At 70.6% G+C, this 16,744-nt stretch carries 15 protein-coding genes; 10 read left to right on the top strand and 5 right to left on the bottom strand.

Annotated elements, in window-relative coordinates:
* Nucleotides 1-13: 13 nt before the first annotated feature.
* The 3 genes from DFQ13_RS16815 to DFQ13_RS16805 all read right to left on the bottom strand — a co-directional run bounded on the left by DFQ13_RS16815 (nucleotide 14) and on the right by DFQ13_RS16805 (nucleotide 1,939).
* The gene (locus DFQ13_RS16815) at nucleotides 14-418 is read right to left on the bottom strand and encodes an SRPBCC family protein (protein WP_110080439.1); all 405 of its coding nucleotides are present in this window, start codon (nucleotides 416-418) and stop codon (nucleotides 14-16) included.
* Nucleotides 419-446: 28 nt separating this feature from the next.
* A complete protein-coding gene (locus tag DFQ13_RS16810) occupies nucleotides 447-914 on the bottom strand; it encodes a hypothetical protein (protein WP_110080438.1) in 468 nt (155 codons plus the stop codon).
* 71 nt (nucleotides 915-985) lie between these two features.
* A complete protein-coding gene (locus DFQ13_RS16805; protein ID WP_233438444.1) occupies nucleotides 986-1,939 on the bottom strand; it encodes a sensor histidine kinase in 954 nt (317 codons plus the stop codon).
* Between the two features lie 141 nt (nucleotides 1,940-2,080).
* Here DFQ13_RS16805 and DFQ13_RS16800 point away from each other — a divergent pair, with 141 nt between their 5' ends.
* Nucleotides 2,081-5,830, top strand: a complete 3,750-nt coding sequence (locus tag DFQ13_RS16800; protein ID WP_110080437.1) for a SpoIIE family protein phosphatase — start codon at nucleotides 2,081-2,083, stop codon at nucleotides 5,828-5,830.
* Between the two features lie 497 nt (nucleotides 5,831-6,327).
* Here DFQ13_RS16800 and DFQ13_RS16795 read toward each other — a convergent pair whose 3' ends face one another.
* On the bottom strand, nucleotides 6,328-6,696 hold the full coding sequence (locus DFQ13_RS16795) for an STAS domain-containing protein (RefSeq protein ID WP_063936028.1): 369 nt from the start codon (nucleotides 6,694-6,696) through the stop codon (nucleotides 6,328-6,330).
* Nucleotides 6,697-6,902: 206 nt separating this feature from the next.
* On the opposite strand from DFQ13_RS16795, the gene DFQ13_RS16790 reads away from it, so the two are divergent.
* The 6 genes from DFQ13_RS16790 to DFQ13_RS16770 all read left to right on the top strand — a co-directional run bounded on the left by DFQ13_RS16790 (nucleotide 6,903) and on the right by DFQ13_RS16770 (nucleotide 13,260).
* Complete coding sequence (locus tag DFQ13_RS16790) at nucleotides 6,903-7,292, top strand: ATP-binding protein (RefSeq protein ID WP_161784529.1); 390 nt, start codon at nucleotides 6,903-6,905, stop codon at nucleotides 7,290-7,292.
* Nucleotides 7,293-7,486: 194 nt separating this feature from the next.
* On the top strand, nucleotides 7,487-9,685 hold the full coding sequence (locus tag DFQ13_RS16785) for a xanthine dehydrogenase family protein molybdopterin-binding subunit (RefSeq protein WP_110080435.1): 2,199 nt from the start codon (nucleotides 7,487-7,489) through the stop codon (nucleotides 9,683-9,685).
* 6 nt (nucleotides 9,686-9,691) lie between these two features.
* On the top strand, nucleotides 9,692-10,156 hold the full coding sequence (locus DFQ13_RS16780) for a (2Fe-2S)-binding protein (protein WP_110080434.1): 465 nt from the start codon (nucleotides 9,692-9,694) through the stop codon (nucleotides 10,154-10,156).
* A 177-nt stretch (nucleotides 10,157-10,333) separates the two neighbouring features.
* A complete protein-coding gene (locus tag DFQ13_RS16775) occupies nucleotides 10,334-11,578 on the top strand; it encodes a helix-turn-helix domain-containing protein (RefSeq protein ID WP_110080433.1) in 1,245 nt (414 codons plus the stop codon).
* 839 nt (nucleotides 11,579-12,417) lie between these two features.
* Nucleotides 12,418-12,768 (top strand): hypothetical protein, encoded by a 351-nt coding sequence (locus DFQ13_RS33140; protein ID WP_146241252.1) that lies wholly within the window; start codon nucleotides 12,418-12,420, stop codon nucleotides 12,766-12,768.
* A 48-nt stretch (nucleotides 12,769-12,816) separates the two neighbouring features.
* The gene (locus tag DFQ13_RS16770; RefSeq protein WP_110080432.1) at nucleotides 12,817-13,260 is read left to right on the top strand and encodes a hypothetical protein; all 444 of its coding nucleotides are present in this window, start codon (nucleotides 12,817-12,819) and stop codon (nucleotides 13,258-13,260) included.
* 682 nt (nucleotides 13,261-13,942) lie between these two features.
* On the opposite strand, the gene DFQ13_RS16765 is transcribed toward DFQ13_RS16770, so the two are convergent.
* Complete coding sequence (locus DFQ13_RS16765) at nucleotides 13,943-14,686, bottom strand: alpha/beta fold hydrolase (RefSeq protein ID WP_110080568.1); 744 nt, start codon at nucleotides 14,684-14,686, stop codon at nucleotides 13,943-13,945.
* 118 nt (nucleotides 14,687-14,804) lie between these two features.
* On the opposite strand from DFQ13_RS16765, the gene DFQ13_RS16760 reads away from it, so the two are divergent.
* The 3 genes from DFQ13_RS16760 to DFQ13_RS16750 all read left to right on the top strand — a co-directional run bounded on the left by DFQ13_RS16760 (nucleotide 14,805) and on the right by DFQ13_RS16750 (nucleotide 16,713).
* The gene (locus DFQ13_RS16760; protein WP_110080431.1) at nucleotides 14,805-15,143 is read left to right on the top strand and encodes a winged helix-turn-helix transcriptional regulator; all 339 of its coding nucleotides are present in this window, start codon (nucleotides 14,805-14,807) and stop codon (nucleotides 15,141-15,143) included.
* A gap of 107 nt (nucleotides 15,144-15,250) precedes the next feature.
* Nucleotides 15,251-16,075, top strand: coding sequence for a metallophosphoesterase family protein (locus DFQ13_RS16755; protein ID WP_035288341.1), 825 nt, complete (start codon nucleotides 15,251-15,253; stop codon nucleotides 16,073-16,075).
* Between the two features lie 179 nt (nucleotides 16,076-16,254).
* Nucleotides 16,255-16,713, top strand: coding sequence for a hypothetical protein (locus DFQ13_RS16750; protein WP_110080430.1), 459 nt, complete (start codon nucleotides 16,255-16,257; stop codon nucleotides 16,711-16,713).
* Nucleotides 16,714-16,744 lie beyond the last annotated feature (31 nt).

The raw sequence follows: 16,744 nt of genomic DNA, 5'->3' as shown, positions 1-16,744 counted from the left end.
CCTTCGAGGGGGGTCAGGCGGCGGCGACGGCCTGGGTGAGCTGGGCCACGGTCATCTCGATCCCCGACTGGATGTCCGGGTCGTCGGTGCGCGCGGTGTGCAGGGAGACCTCGATCGAGCACTCCCCGGCACCGATGTCGGTCACCTGGAGGCAGCCGTGGTAGTCGTTGGGGCCGTCCGCGCCCCAGCGCAGGGAGCGGGTCTCCGGGTCGACCAGCACCCAGGCCTTGGCGGCGACCCGTTCACCGTCCACATCGGTCTCGATCGCCACCTCCCGGTTCCCGGATGGTTGTTCCCCCACGGGTTCCGCGCTGACCATTCTGGGGAAGAACTCGGGCAGGTGGCGGACGTCGGCGAGGTAGGCGAAGACCTCGTCCGCTGGAACGGCCGCGGTGGCGGTGTGGCTGTAGTGGCACATGGGGACCGAGTACCCACGTCCACACCGGTTACACGAGCCAGCCCGGGGTGGGTGCGTCGTTCTCCTCGCACCACTCGATGGAGCCGACCGTCCACAGCAGAGCCAGGACCAGCACGTCGACCGGGTCGTAGCGCTCGTCCTCGCGCAGCGCCAGGGAAAGCTGGAAGTCGGTGTCCTCCGGCCTGCCGTTCAGCTCGGCGAGCAGGGCGCGCACCAGCGCGCGGACCGGCGGGTCGAGTTGGTCGACGACGACGGGCTGACCGTCCTCGTCGCGCAGGTCGAGCACGAAGGCCTTCTCCGCCACCGGGGTGTCGGCGCGCAGCAGCATCATGTCGGCGGTGGCGACCACCAGTTCGTGCAGCACGGCGGTCAGGCGCTCGTGGCGGTCGGGACCGGTCAGCACGTCGAGCGCACCGTCGGTGCCACGCGGGTCGGCACCGCCACCGCGGGTGACGGCGACGAGCCTGCGGGCCATGCCGCGGGGGTGCTCGGTCATCTCCTCGTCCTCCAGGTCGCAATCAGGATCTGACTGTCACTGCCTGGGGACGTACCCGGTCTTCCGCCGGGTCAAGCACCCGTTCTGCGGGCGAAGTGCGCGCGGATCGTCGTCCCGCCCGCACCGGTGTGCACCGCGACGAGGTCGGCGAGGGTGTTCACCAGCAGCAGACCGCGGCCGTTGGGCTGGTCGTGCGGGGCCGGGCGCAGGCCCGCGAGCTGGTCGACCAGCCTGCCCCGGTCGCGCACCTCGCACACCAGGCCGCCCGCGTCGGCCCACAGCCGCAGCACGGCCGCGCCGCCGCCGTGCTCGACGCTGTTGGTGAGCAGTTCGGTGACCACCAGCGCCACGTCACCCGCCTGCTCCTCGTCGAGGCCCACGGCGCGGGCGCGCTCGCCCGCGAGGCCGCGCGCGTTCGCCAACCGTCCGCTGTCGACCTCCAGCTCGACCGCGGCCTCGGTCGTGTCGGGGAAGGGCTGGTTGTAGGTCTCCAGCGCGACCTGCGGGGCGTAACCGGGGCTGGGTCGCCGGGCGCCGTGCTCCAGCACCCCGGGGTGGGTCGCCAGCGCGTCGGCCAGCTCCCTCGGGTGCAGCCGCCGGGCGTCGTAGGGGCAGAGCACCCGCACGGCCCGACCGTCGAGCAGGGAGTTCGTCAGCGCCTCGTACCGCACGCAGGACGGGTAGGCCATCGGCGCGCGCCCCGGCCAGACCACCTCGGTGACGACCCGGGCGCCCAGGTGCAGCACCGGGTGCAGCACGGCGGGGACGAGCCTGCCGGGATTGCCGCCGACGTCGGCGATGTCGAGCCAGCGCACCCGGTCGCCGACGCCGTCGTCGGCGCAGCGGTCGCGCAGCGGTCCGAGGTTCGGGGCGGGCACGGCCACGGTCACCGACTCGCCGCCGAGGACGCCCTCGCGCACGAAGGCGGCGACGCAGTCGAGGTACTCGTCGTGGTCCCGGTAGAACAGCGCGGTGTGGTCGCGCGCGGTGGGCACCGGGTGCGCGCGGGCCAGTGGTGCCGTCAACCTTCCACGCCCCTCTCGGCCATCACGGGTTGAGTGCGCTCAATCTAGCCCGCCCCGCCCACCCCGGCCGGACACCGCGTCGTGCGGGCACCCGGGTTCTGCCCGGATACTGTCCCCGGCGACGACGGGAAGGCGGCTGGGTTGGCGGTCGAGCACGAGAGCGGGCGGTCCGGCCCGCCGTTCACCGGGTCGGACCCGGTGACCGGACTGCTGGCCGCGGTCGACTGGGCGCGCACCCCGCTCGGGCCCGCCGAGGGCTGGCACCCGCAGCTTCGGTCGGTGGTGCGCACCATGATCTCCTCCCGCCAGCAGATGGTGCTGTTCTGGGGGCCGGAGCGGATCGCCGTCTACAACGACGCCTATGCCCCGACCATCGGCGACAAGCACCCCCGCGCGCTGGGGCGGCCCGCCGAGGAGAACTGGGGCGAGCTGTGGGAGGTGCTGGCGCCGCTGCTGGACCGCGTCCACCGCACCGGCACCCCGTTCTGGGCGCAGGACCACCCGTTCTCGATCGAGCGCCACGGCTTCCTGGAGCAGACCTACTTCGACGTCTCCTACGACCCGGTGTTCGTCGACGACCCCGGGGGCGGGGACGGCGCGGTGTACGTCGGCGGGGTGCTGTGCCTGGTCACCGAGACCACCGGCCGGGTGCTGGGCGAGCGGCGGATGCGCGCGCTGGGCAGGCTCGGCACGCTGCTGACCGGGTTGTCGGACACCGAGCGGATCGGCCGGGTCACCGCCACCGCGCTCGCCGACGACCCCGAGGACGTGCCCCGGGCGCTGCTCTACCTGCTCGACGGCGAGCAGCTCGTCCTGGCGGGCGCGGTCCACCGCGAGTCCGCGCCGCTGACGATCAACCTGGTGGGGCCCGACCCGGTGGTCGAGGTGCTGCGCACGGTGTTCGCCGACGGGGAGGCGGCGTGGCTGCCGGAACCGCCCGGCGGCGGGGCGCGCGCGCTGGCGCTGCCGCTGACCTCGCTGACGGGGGTGGGCGGGGTGCTCGTCGCGGTGCCGAACCCGATGCTGGACCTGTCGTCGGGGTACCGCGAATTCCTCGACCTGGTGGCAGCGGCGGTGTCCGCTGCCCTGGCGAACGCGGCCACGCACGACGCCGAGCGCGGGCGGATCGAGTCGTTGGCCGAGCTGGACCGGGCCAAGACCGAGCTGTTCGCCAACGTCAGCCACGAGCTGCGCACCCCGCTGACGCTCATCGCCGGTCCCGCCGAGGACGCGCTGGTCGACGTGGTCGAGCCGCTGCCGCCCGCGCAGCGCGAGCGGGTGGAGGTGATCCGCCGCAACGCCGCCCGGCTGGTGCGGATGGTGGAGAACATCCTCGACTTCACCCGGATCGAGAGCGGTTCGCTGCGGGCCGAGCCCGGCGCCACCGACCTGTCGGTGTTCACCGCCGCGATCGCCGACTCGTTCCGCCCGGCGGTCGAGCGGGCGGGCCTGGAGCTGCGGGTGGACGCCCCGCCGCTGCCCAGGGAGGTGGCGGTCGACCGCGACATGTGGCAGCGGGTGGTGCTGAACCTGCTGTCGAACGCGCTGAAGTTCACCCTCACCGGCTCGATCGAGGTGGCCGTCGCCGACCGCGGCGGCCGGGCCGTGCTGACCGTGACCGACACCGGCCTGGGCATCCCGGCCCACGAGCTGCCCCGGCTGTTCGACCGGTTCCACCGGGTCCGCGAGCCCGCCGCCCGCTCCCGCGAGGGCACCGGCATCGGGCTGGCCCTGGCAGCGGAGCTGGTGCACCTGCACTCCGGCGACATCCACGCGGCGAGCGAGCTGGGGGTGGGCACCACGTTCACCGTGACCCTGCCCTACGGCGAGGCTTCCCCGGGCACCGCCACCCCGGCGCGCGGCGCGGTCGCCGAGGCGTACCTGGACGAGGCGCTGGGTTGGAGCGGGGGCACGTCCTGGGTGGAGGCGCTGCCGCGGGCCGACCCGCGCGCCACCGGCGGCTCCCGGGTGCTGGTGGTGGAGGACAACGCCGACCTGCGCGGGTTCCTGGTGCGGCTGCTGAGCAGGCACTGGGAGGTGGCGGTCGCGGCGAACGGCGACGAGGCCCTGACCGCGGTCCGCCGGGGCAGGCCGGACCTGGTGCTGACCGACGTGCTGATGCCCGGCCTGGACGGGTACGGGCTGCTGGCCGCGCTGCGCGGCAACCCCAGCACCGAGCACATCCCGGTGATCCTGCTGTCGGCGCGGGCGGGTGAGGAGGCCGCGATCGAGGGCTTGGCCGCGGGCGCGGACGACTACCTGTCGAAGCCGTTCTCCGCCCAAGAGCTGGTGGCCAGGGTGCGGTCGAACCTGGAGCTGGCCCGGCTGCGCAGCCACCAGGCGGCCTGGCGGGCGGCGCTGGTGGAGTCGCTGGACGACGGGTTCTTCATGATGGACGCGGCGGGCACGATCCTGGAGATGAACGCCGCCTGCGGGCAGATCCTCGGCTTCGACGCCCGCGGCCTGCCCTACCCGCGCCCCTACCCGTGGTGGCCGGTCAGCGAGGTCGACCCGCGCGCCGCGCAGCGGCTGGAGGAGGCCCTGGACCAGGCGCTGGCCGGGGGCGGCGGCCGGTTCGAGGTGCCCGCCCGGCGCGACACCGGGCGCCGGGTGTGGCTGGCGGTGAGCGTCAACGAGGTGCCGCCGCTGGGCGCGGGCCCGAAGCTGTTCGTCGGCACCGTGCGCGACGTGACCTCCGACCGGGTGGCCGCCGAGCGCGACGCCGCCCTGGCCACCTTCGCCGCCGCGCTGGCCGACGCCACCGACGTGGGCGAGGTGCTGGCGGCGGGCAGCAGTGGCCTGGGCGGGGCGTGGTCGACCCGGCCCGCGGTGGCGGTCGCCTGGTCCCGGGGTTCGGAGGGGTCGGGCACCCGGGGCGACCGGCCCGAGGTGGTGGCCGACGCCGACGGGCGCGGCTGGGACGACCTGCCCGCCCACGCCCGCTCGGCGCTGGACGCCGCCCGGCGCACCCGCACCCCGCAGGTGGTGCCCGAACCGGGGGCGGACCGGCGCTCGCTGGGCATCGCCGCCCGGTTGGACGCCGGGGGCGAGGAGACCGCCGTCTGGTTGGAGCTGGACCCGCCGCAGCGGGTGTCCGATGTGGACCGGTACCTGTTCGGCTCGCTGTGCGCGCAGCTCGGCCTGGCGCTGACCCGGGCCCGCTCGTTCGACGAGCAGCGGACCGTGGCGGTGACGCTGCAGCGCTCCATCCTCGGCCCCACCGACCTGCCCGAGGGCTTCGCCGTGCGCTACGAGCCCGCCCTGGAACCGCTGGAGGTCGGCGGCGACTGGTACGACGTGGTGCGCCTCGACGAGCACCGGGTGGGCGTGGTGGTGGGTGACTGCGTGGGCCGCGGGCTGCGCGCGGCGTCGGTGATGGGCCAACTCCGCAGCGCCTGCCGCGCACTGCTGCAACAGGCGATCGACCCGGCCCAGGTGCTCACCGCCCTGGACGACTTCGCCGAACTGCTGCCCGGCGCCACCTGCACCACGGTGTTCTGCGCGATCGTCGACGACCAGGCAGGCACCCTCGTCTACAGCAGCGCGGGACACCTGCCCGGCCTCGTCGCGGGCCGGGGCGGGCGCACCAGCAAGCTGGACGGGGCGAGTTCGGTGCCGCTGGCGGTGCGCGGCACCGCGGCGCGCCCGCAGGCCACGGTGACCCTGGAGGACGGCTGCACCGTCCTGCTCTACACCGACGGCCTGGTGGAACGGCGCGGGGAGGTCATCGACGACGGCATCGAACGGGCCGTGCGAGCACTCGTGGAAGCCGGGGACGCACCGACACTGGACGAGGCACTGCACCGGGTGATCACCGGACTGGCCCCCGAACACGGCCACGACGACGACGTCGCGGCACTGCTGTACCGGCACACCGCCGGGCGGATGTGACCCCACCGGGGCCTGTCCTCAACGCCCGCCACCGCGAACCCCACCGGCACAGCAAGAACAACCGACCACCCACAACCCGCCGGCCCGGCTACAGACATGCCCGGGTGGGTGGATGTCCTCAACGCAGACCGGCCACCCCGAAAACCACCAGCCCGACCACAGACATGCCCGGGTGGGTGGATGTGCTCGGCCAGCCGACCACCCCCAAAACCGGCGGCCCGGCTAAGCAGATGCCCGGGTGGGTGGATGTGTTTGGCCGGGGGTGGCGATCATGTGACAGCCTCTCTGGGCGGTGGGGCATCTTTTCAGCCCCACCCGGTCACACTGGAGCACATGATCGCCATAGGGGCCCCGGCCAAACACATCCACCCAGCCGGGCACCACCCACCAAACGACCGGGCCTGAGCCGAAGCACATCCACCCGGCACCACCACAAGCCTCGGCGCTTCACAGGACACAGGCACGGCAGGCCCCCAAACCCCCGAGCTTGAGCCCGCTCAGCCGGAGGCGTGGTCCGCGGCCAGGGCGGCCTCAGCGGAGGGGTAGACGGTGAGGACCTTGTCCAGGGAGCTGACCTGGATGGCGCGCAGCACCGGCCCGCCGTTGCTGACCACCCGCAGCGCCGCGCCCCGGTCGAGCAGGGTGCGGTGGTACTCCACCAGCAGGGCGAGCCCGGCGGAGGCGAGGAAGCCGACCCCGCTGAGGTCGAGCACCACGGGGCGCTCGTCGGTGCGGCGGGCGGCGGCGTCGTCGAGGCCGCGGCGCAGGATGGGGGCGGTGCCCATGTCGATCTCACCGCGCACGCGCAACAGGATGGCCTCGGCGTTGTCGCCCGCTTCGACCGTCAACATCTCGGACGTACTCATGGCAGCCCTTCCGGAACGGAGCATGGGGACGAGGGCCGCTGGCTGCTCAACGTCCCGCGGCGATATTAGTCGGGACCGGGCGGGGTCCGCCGAACCGAGCCCTGGAAAGGCGTGTCGAACGCGATCGCCCGGGGTAGCCAGCCGGGGCGTGCGTCCGCCGGGAGGGATGGCCGCCGTGCTGAGTGTGGGGACTGAGGAGCATGACTGTGTCGGAGACAGCGCACAACCGGGTGGAACTGCGGTTGCCCGCCGAGTTCGGCAGCCTGCCGGTGGTGCGCGGGGTCGCCGCGACCGTGGCGATGGGGGCGGACCTGACCGTCGACGCGATCGCCGACCTGCGCCTGGCGGTGGACGAGGTGTGCTCGCAGGTGATCGCCCTTGCCCGGCCGGGCGCCCAGTTGACCTGCGCGTTCCACTCCACCGCCGCGGGCATCCGGGTGAGCGCGGCGGCGCCGTCGAAGGACGGCAGGCTGCCCTCCGCGGACTCCTTCGGCTGGCACGTCCTGCGCACCCTGACCGACGAGGCGCGCGCCTGGCTCGGCGACGGTGAGGACCACCCCCTGCACGTGGAGATCCTGAAGCGCAACGCGAGCTGATCGGCCCCCGCGCCGCCGCCGCACACCGCGCGCGCCCTGGGCCGTCCGGCCGCAGAGAGTGTGGTTGTACACACAATCGGGCGCACGGGTGCCGCACAGAGTGAGCAGAAGTCGCCCAGGTGACTACGCACCGTTGCCCTCGGCCGCTTCGCCCACATAGGGTCGTCATCCGGTCCCGGTTCGAGGAGGCGCTGATGACCAGCTCGCGGATCGGCAGGCGGACCGTGCTCACCCTGCTGGTGGCCGCCCCCACGCTCACCGTGGCGGGCAACCTGCTGGACACCCCCACCGCGGACGCCGTCCTCCCCTCCCTGCCCGCCCCGGCCGACATCCTGGACCTGGGCGACGTGCTGATCCTGGCGGGCACCCCGACCGCGCACATGCTGGTCCTGCGGGTCGACCCCGACGGCACGGCCACGCTGCGGCTGCCGCGCGCCGAGGTCGGCCAGGGCATCACCACCGCCGCCGCCATGCTGGTCGCCGAGGAGCTGGACCTGCCGGTCGAGCGGGTCCGGGTGGAACTCGACGACGCCCGACCGGAGCTGCTGTTCAACCAGCTCACCGGCAGCTCCAACACCATCCGCTCGGTCTACGGCCCGATCCGCAACGCCGCCGCCCTGGCCAGGGCCCGGCTCCTGGCCGCGGCGGCGGCGCGGCTGCGGGTGCCGACCGGCGCGCTCACCACCCGTGCGGGCGTCATCACCGCCACCGACGGCCGCACCGCCCGCTACGGCGACCTGGCCGCCGCCGCGGCGGACCCGAAGCTGTTCGTCGGCCTGGTCACCCCCAAGCCCGAGCGCGACTTCACCGTCGTGGGCACCCCCACCTCCCGGATCGACGCGCGGGCGATGGTCACCGGCAAGCAGCGCTACACCCTCGACCTCGACGTGCCCGGCGCGCTGCCGACGATGGTGCGCCGGGCGCCCACGATCAACGGCACGGTCCGCTCGGTGGACAACGAGGCCGTCGTGCGCGCCATGCCCGGTGTGCTCGCCCTGGCGGTGATCCCCACCGGTGTGGCCGTGGTCGCGGAGACCTTCGGCCAGGCGCTCGACGCCAAGGAGGCGCTGGCCGTCACCTGGAACGGCGGCACGGTCGACGACGAGTCCGACGACACGATCACGGCGAAGCTGCGCGCCGCCGCGCCGGGGTTCGGCGGACCGCCGCTGCTGGGCCGCGCGGTCGACGCGGAGTTCGACTTCGCCTTCGTCAGCCACGCCCCGATGGAGACCAACTCCGCCGTCGCCGACGTGCGCGCCGACCGGGCCGAGGTGTGGGCCGGGCTCAAGTCGCCGATCAACGCCCAGGAGGGCATCGCCAAGGCCCTCGGGCTGCCGGTGGACAAGGTCACCGTGCACGTGACCCAGGGCGGCGGCTCCTTCGGCCGCAGGCTCTTCGCCGACGCCGCGCTGGAGGCCGCCCTGGTCTCCAGGGCGGTGGGCAGGCCGGTGAAGCTGATGTGGTCGCGGGTCGACGACATGCGCCACGGCCGGGCCCGCGCCGCCAGCCACCACAAGATCCGCGCCGTGCACGCGTTGGGCAACGTCGTCAGCTTCGAGCACCGCGTGGCCGGTGTGGAGACCGACTTCGGCCACGGGGTGGGCGACGCGATCACCGCCGAGGCCGCGCAGCTACCGGTCGCGGGCGGCCTGGTCTTCGCCCAGGTCGTCTTCCTGACCACGATCAAGTCCCCGTACAACCTGGGGCTCACCGGCCAGTCGCTGACCGAGGTCCCGCTCAAGATGCACACCGGGAGCTGGCGGTCGGTCTACTCCGCCAACACCCGCGGCGCCGAGGAGATCGTCATCGACGAACTCGCCCGGTCGATGGGCCGCGACCCGGTGGCCTTCCGCCGGGAATTCCTCAAGACCGACCGGCAGCGCGCCGTGCTCGCCAAGGCCGCCACCGAGGGCCAGTGGGGCCGGGCGATGCCCGCCGGGTTCGCCCAGGGCATCGCCTTCCACGAGGAGTACAAGTCCTGCGTGGTCTACCTGGTGGAGCTCGACGCCCGCGACCCGGCCGACCCCCGGGTGGTGCGGGCGACCATCGCCGTGGACACCGGCCGCGTGATCAACCCGCGCGGCCTGGAGTCGCAACTGCTGGGCGCCCTCACCGACGGCATCTCCACCACGCTGCGCGCGGGCCTGCACATCGACCGGGGCCTGCCCCTGGAGGGCAGCTACTCGCAGTTCCACTACGCCCGCCAGAAGGACTCCCCCACCGACGTCCGCATCTTCACCATGCCCACCACCGGCGCCCCCGGCGGCGCGGGCGAACTGGGCGTCCCCGCCGCAGTGGGGGCGATCGCCAACGCCTACGCGCGGGCCACCGGCCGCAAACCCCGCCGGTTCCCGCTGAACTTCCCCGTCGACTTCGACCCGTTCCCGAGGTAGGCCGCCATGCCCCAGCACACCTTCACGGTCAACGGCAAGACGGTCACCGTCGAAGCCCCCGCCGACCTGCCCACCCTCTGGGCCCTGCGCGACAAGCTCGGCGTCACCGGCCCGAAGTACGGCTGCGGCATCGACGTCTGCAAGGCCTGCACCAGCCACCTCGACGGCGAGGCGTTCAACCCCTGCGTCACCCCCGTCTCCGAGGTCGCGGGCCGCTCGGTCACCACCATCGAGGGCCTGGCCGACGGCGAGCTGCTGCACCCGGTCCAGCAGGCCTGGCTGGAACAGGACGTCGCCCAGTGCGGCTACTGCCAACCCGGCCAGATCATGGCCGCGGTCGCCCTCCTCCGCCACACCCCCACCCCCACCGACGCTGACATCGACGCGATCGAGAACGTCTGCCGCTGCGGCTCTTACTTCCGGGTCCGCCAGGCGATCAAACGAGCCGCCGAACTGATGCGCGGCGCCTGAATTCAACTGGTTCCACAGTTACGCACCGGTGCCGCAGAGCAGGCAGTTCGTCACGTACCGTTGCTGTGGCGGTTGGTGTGAGCGCTACCCTGGAGCAGGCTGCTTTGCTGGATGTGGGTTGGCGGAGGGCCCGGCCGTCAGTGGATGCCCAGGCCCTGAAGGCGGAGGGAGGTCGTCATGGACGACCGGACAAGCATTGGTGAGAACATCAAGAGGTTCCGGGGCAAACTCTTCTCGCAACGAGCCTTGGCGGACCGGGCGGGGGTCAGCGTCGAGATCGTCAGGAAGTTGGAGCAGGGTGCTCGGCACACCGCCTCGATCCCGACCTTGCAGGCCATCGCACGAGTCCTCGACGTGACGGTGGCTGAATTGCTCGGTGACAGGCCTGGGGGGATGCCATCGGTTGCACCCGAGGGTGGGGCTGTGGCAATCGGTCGAGCCTTGCGCGGTGGACTGGTGGATGACCTGCTGGGCGAGGAGGACCCACAAGGCACTCCCCAAGCCCTCACTGAGGCAGAGCACGCCATCGACTACCTGTGGGCCGCCTACTGGCGTGGCGACTACACCACGTTGTTGAAACTGATTCCGGCCGCGCTCATCAGGGCACGCGCCACCTACCGAAATGCTTCTGAGTCAGATCGACCGCGTGCTGCCCATGCCCTCGCGCGTACTTACCAGATCGCGGGTGACAGTCTGGTTCAACTCGGCCATCTCGATGGTGCGTGGTTGGGTGCGCGAGAAGCCATAGGCTCAGCCGCTGACAGTGATGACGAACTGCTCGACGCTGCCCTGCGCGTTTCGGTCGCGTGGCAGCTCATGGTTCAAGGCCAGTTCGACGAAGCTGAGCGCATCGCTGTCTCAGCGGCTCAGCACATCGAGCCACACGGAGAGGTCTCGGACTCGCACCTCGCTGCCTACGGTGTGCTGATCGACCGTGCTGCCACTGCTGCGGCTCGGGCACAACGCCCCTCTACCGCTGTGGACTTGCTCGCCGAGTCCACAGCAATCGCAGGTCGGCTCGGTTACGAGCGTTCAGATCACCAAACCCACTACGGACCGGCCAAAACCGTCACCACAGCGGTGGATGTCGCCCTGGTTGCGGAGGACTACAGCGGGGCACTCAAAGCCGCCAGGGAACTGCCACGAGATGCCGCGTTGCCGACCGCAACTCGCGCCCGGTTCCTGGCGGATGTGGCTCTCGCGCAGATGCGGCTCGGTCGCAGCGAAGCTGCGTTTCAAGCATTGCTGGCAGCCGAATCACTGTCCCCTGACTGGATGAGGTTCCAGCAATTTCCTCGTCAGGTGGCGCGGGAGTTGGTCACCCGAGAAAACCGATTGAGGACTCCGTTGCGCGACTTCGCGCAACGGGTGGGTGTAGGTGGCGATCAAGAAGCCTACGTGCCGAACAGCAACGGCTGGTGACCTCGCTGTCCACCTACTTTCTTAGGCTGACACAAGGGTAGTACACAGGGTACTACCATCCATTCGGGTAGTCGCACGCTCCGTCCGACCCATGAAACGGGACGTTTCATAACGTGTTCCTCCTAGGAGGAACACGTTATGACCCAGCAGTCAGTACTACCGGAAGCTTGCAAGTCGGGTAACGCCGCCCTTGCTACTTCCGTTCCTTCGGTTCCCTACGTCGCGATGTGGAGCGCGGAATCAGACGAGCTTCCTCCAGTCGTAGTGGTACCCGATCGCGGTATCCGTTTCATGGACGAAGGCCCAACTGACCGCGACTCGCGGAACATCCTGTGGGAACGGGCGACGATCGCGCCGGGCCAGGGGCGCCCCCGGTTCGCTGAAATCCATGTCCTCCGACAACGGCGAGCGATGCGGAAGTTGCTGTGTCAGGTGTGCGCCGGCCCAGCGGATCGAACCCAAGATGGGGTGCTCTGGCTCGTACCCGACTCGGAGCTGCAATCCGACGGTTGGTCGGACGGCGAACTCACGGTATGCGAGCCACCCATCTGCCTGGACTGCGCCCGAGCCTCCACCAAGGTGTGCCCGCGTATGCGCCGGGGGTTCGTTGCCCTACGGGTCAAAAGCTTTGAATTGGTCGGCGTTCACGGCTTGGTGTTCAACCCGAACAAATCTCGCGCCGAACCAGTGGGAGCAACCTTTGTGCCGTTCAACTCTCTCTTGATCGCTTGGACGGCTGCAAATAAACTGGTGAGACAACTGACAAACTTCAAGATTGTCGACCTCACAACGAACTAACCGGGCGCCTTGGTGTACCTTCGGATCAACAGAGGCATAATATGACATCCCGTTATATCTACAGCAGCATTGAGCTTGATTCAGGTCCGCTCAGTTTTAGGATAGGCGACGAAGCCGTTGAGATAAATGTAGGCGATGAAGATTCCAACATGTTCGTCCATCTGGATTTTTCAGAAGATGCCATCGTAACACTATTGTCCATCTTTGAGTACTGGCTGCCAGTTATTCGTTGGAACCGGATGCTTATCCGAATGGGCAGTATCGCGAAGGCGTTCCAGACAGAAGAGGTATCTGTCGTGATGGGTCAACCCTACGCGCCGAACCTCGAAGACGAACGCAGAAGAATGAACGCCGAGAGGGCTCTGTGTGAGCACGCCCGGAAACATTACTGACCGACCTCACTGCCACCTTGTGGACGGGACGCCAGGATGGAGAACCCAGTGGACAGAAACAGTTCCAGTCGCGGTCCGGAGCAGGGCTCCGTTGAGTCCACAGAGATCGCCTTCCTGCTCGACCGGTTGAAGCGCCGCGGCTGGGCATTCCACTACGTCGAGTCCGACGGGCCGCATCCAGCCGAGTTGGCCGCGACCCGGGAGTGGGGAGGCTCCGTGGTCGACGTCATCATCGTCCGAGTTGATGACACAGCGGTGGCCTACCGCACCGTCCGCGCCGTCGACCACGACCCACTGCGCCCGCACTTGATCACATTCCAGTACGCGGACACGGTGCGTCGCACCTTGCGGGCGGTGCAGGCAATCCGGCCCCCCGGCATGGCGACGCCGCCGCTTCGTCCCGCACCGCCGGAATGCGGCATCCGATCCGAACCGGATGAGCACCGCCAGCCGCCGCGCGAGGACGACCTGTCCACCCCCTGTTCGGTTTAACGGGCACCTCGACGTTGCCTGATCCGCGCTGCGGCGCCTGGCTCCCACGAACTGTCGGGCCTGGCAACCGTGGAATCGGAAGTGGTCGGATCGAACGCGTGTCAGAAGTCCACAAAGGAGAGACTGTGCCCAGCAAGCCGGTCAGCGCCGGACTGCTCGTTGAAATCGTCGAAGGGCCGATCGAGTTCTCGGTCAAGGAAACGTACCTGGAGGTGACCTTGGAGCAATCTTTTCGTGGGCTTGGCGGTTCGACTGGCGATCGAGGCAGAGGTCGTGAGGTCTTTGATTCGAGTCTTTGGGTTTGCGCTTGGCAAATTGACCGAGAACGAGGGTCCCATCGCTAGCGGCAACATCAAGGGTTTGCCCAAGTCGCCGAAGGATTACCGCGTCATTATCGGGGGTTCCGGCGTACCCAGGGTGGCGGCTTAGGATGAGCCGACCACGGGAAAGGATGCCGAGGATGAAGGTGAGGCCGCAGACGAGAACGCGGTGGACTACACCAACTACGGCGACAGCGACGCTGAGCGGGCCGAGACCGACCAACTCATCATGAGGGCGGTGCTCTGATGATCGTCACGGCCGATCTGCCGTCGTAGCGAATGCCGCAGAAAGCTGGGCGCCTTCAGCCGGGTCTGCAAGCAACTCGACTACCGCCGACCGCACATCGGTACCAACACCAAGATCAACTACCGCTCGGAGCGTCCACACCACAATCGTCGTTGTCGTGCTGAGCTGCCTCGAGCAGCAACCCGGCCAGCTCACCAGGCATCGTGATCATGCAGTCGTGCCCGGTCGGCAGCTCCCGCACCCGCTCCCCCACCGGCACAGCGCGCCGAGTAATACCCGCCTGCCGAACCCCGACGCAGTGGATGTGCGTCCGCGGAAGCGCGCGCCCAGCCGGGTCGTCCATCCGAACCGGCTCCCGCAGGCACCGCACCGGCTGATCCGACAACATCGACCGCAACCACGCGACGTCATCAGGATCGGTGACCCCGAACAACCCGAGCGGCGCGGGCTGCTCCGGCATCGGCGGAACCCGCCACCCGTCCACAGCACCGGCGATCAGTTGCTCGGTGATCGGCAGCACGTCCACCGCCGCCTCACCGTCCTCGGGCACCATCGCGTCCAGGAACACCAGGTGCGCGATCCGCTCCGGCACCCGGTCGGCCACCCCGGAGATGACCATCCCGGCGTAGCTGTGCCCGACGAGCACGACGTCGTCCAAGCGCTCGCGCTCGACCAACCCCACGACGTCGTCGACGTGGGTGCCGAGCCCGACCTCAGGACCCAGCAGGTGCGCCTTGTCGCCGTACCCGGTCAGCGACGGCGCGAACACCCGGTGCCCGGCCGATTCCAGCAGCGGGACCACCCGGTCCCAGCTCTGCCCGCTGTGCCAGGCGCCGTGCACCAGCAGAAATGTGGCCATGGGAATGCGGTTCTCCTTCGTGCCTCGGTACCATTCAGTAACCGAGAACATCGTCATCCCCACGACGCGCACCGGGCAATACGGCACTTTCGGGTGCCCCGGTTCCCAGGAGGTAACCGTGCAGGACCCGTGCCAGGCCCGCGAGGTGCTCGGGATCGTCGGGGACAAGTGGGCGCTGCTGGTCGTGCGCACCCTCAAAGACGGGCCGAAGCGCTTCACCGAGCTCAAGCGGGCCGTCGACGGCATCAGCCAGCGCATGCTCACCGTGACGCTGCGCGACCTGGAGCGCGACGGGCTCCTGACGCGCACGGTCCGCGAGGTCATGCCGCCGCACGTCAGCTACGAGCTGACCGCGATGGGCCGGACCCTGCGCGAGGCCACCGCACCGCTGCTCGAGTGGAGCATCGCGCACCTGCCGCACATCGACGCCGCCCGCTCGGCCTACGACAACCGCTAGTTCCCGGCAGCCCGGGCGGGCGCCGCGCTTCCCGAACGCGGCCCGGGTGTCCCCCACCACAGCGGGGACGGGCGGCGGGATGCGAAGATCGGTCGGTGGGCACCCTCATGGCGATCAGCGATCTGCACATCTCCTACGAGGAGAACCGCGAGATCGTGCGCGGACTGCGACCCGACTCCCCCGACGACTGGCTGATCGTGGCCGGTGACGTGGCCGAGACCGTCGCCGACGTGCGGTGGGCGCTCGGGCTGCTCGCCGAGCGGTTCGCCAAGGTCGTCTGGGTACCGGGCAACCACGAGCTGTGGACGATGAAGGACGACCCGGTGCAGGCGCGCGGGGTGGCCCGCTACGAGGCGCTGGTGGCGCTGTGCCGGGAGCTGGGCGTGGTCAGCCCGGAGGACGAGTACCCGGTCTGGACCGGCGAGGGCGGCCCGGTCCGGATCACCCCGCTGTTCCTCGGCTACGACTACACCTGGTGCGCGCCGGGCACGTCCACCAAGGAGGAGTCGCTGGCCTACGCCCACAACACCGGCGTGGTCTGCACCGACGAGTACTACCTGCACCACGACCCCTACCCGAGCCGCGACGACTGGTGCCGGGCGCGGGTGGCGGAGACCGAGCGCAGGCTGCTGGGCTGCGACCAGTCGGTCCCGTTCCTGTTCGTCAACCACTACCCCCTCGTCCGCGAGCCCACCCGGGTCCTGCACTACCCGGAGTTCGCGCAGTGGTGCGGGACCGAGCTGACCGCCGACTGGCACACCCGGTTCAACACCGCCGGGATGATCTACGGGCACCTGCACATCCCGCGGATCACCCACCACGACGGCGTCAAGTTCCAGGAGGTCTCGCTCGGCTACCCGCGCGAGTGGCGCAGGCACGGCCACCCGCACGGCGTGCTGCGCCGGATACTTCCCACCCCGTCGCGGGTGTGAACCCGGCCTGACCTGCGGCAGCCCCTGTCAATGTGGTTGCCATCACGCCATGTTATGCCCAGGTGGGATGTCACCGCGGTGATCAATCCCGGCCATCCTCTGTGCATCGGTCGACCGGCCGCCCAGCCCATCCCGGGGTCTGGGCTCCCCCGGTCACCCTGTGCGAGAGGTGGCGGGCCATGACCGCGGCGGAGCTGTCCACAACCCTGGCCGGCGGGGGCACCCCGGCGTTCGACGTGCACGACTACCGGCGGGGCCTGGGCTGGCCCGCCGACGGCGACCGGTTCGGCGTCTACCTCGAACTCGGCCGCGACGTGTGCGGGCTGCGGATGCGCGCCGGGCTGGGCGCGGAGGTGCAGTGGTGGCTGCGGCTGCGGATGCTGGCCGGACCGGTGCTGGCCACCCCGGCCAAGCGCACCGAGTGGACGTTCCTGGTGCAGCCCGCCCCCGACGGCGCCCGCCGCCCGCTGCCGCCCGGGGTGGAGTCGGTCGAGGCCCTGGTGCTGCTGCCCACCGAGCAGACCCCGGAGGAGGTCACCCACTGGGTCACCGCGCCCACCCCGGAGCACGCGGTGCTGCCGCAGGCGGGCTCGGTGATCGGCGCCGTCCGCAGCGTCCTCTACGGCCACCGCTTCTGACCGGGGCGCGAAGCCCGGTGACGTGACGGGC

Source organism: Actinokineospora spheciospongiae (assembly GCF_003182415.1).
Classification (GTDB): domain Bacteria; phylum Actinomycetota; class Actinomycetes; order Mycobacteriales; family Pseudonocardiaceae; genus Actinokineospora; species Actinokineospora spheciospongiae.
The sequence above is the reverse complement of the archived record's forward strand: the minus strand, read 5'-3'. Positions and strand labels throughout refer to the sequence as shown.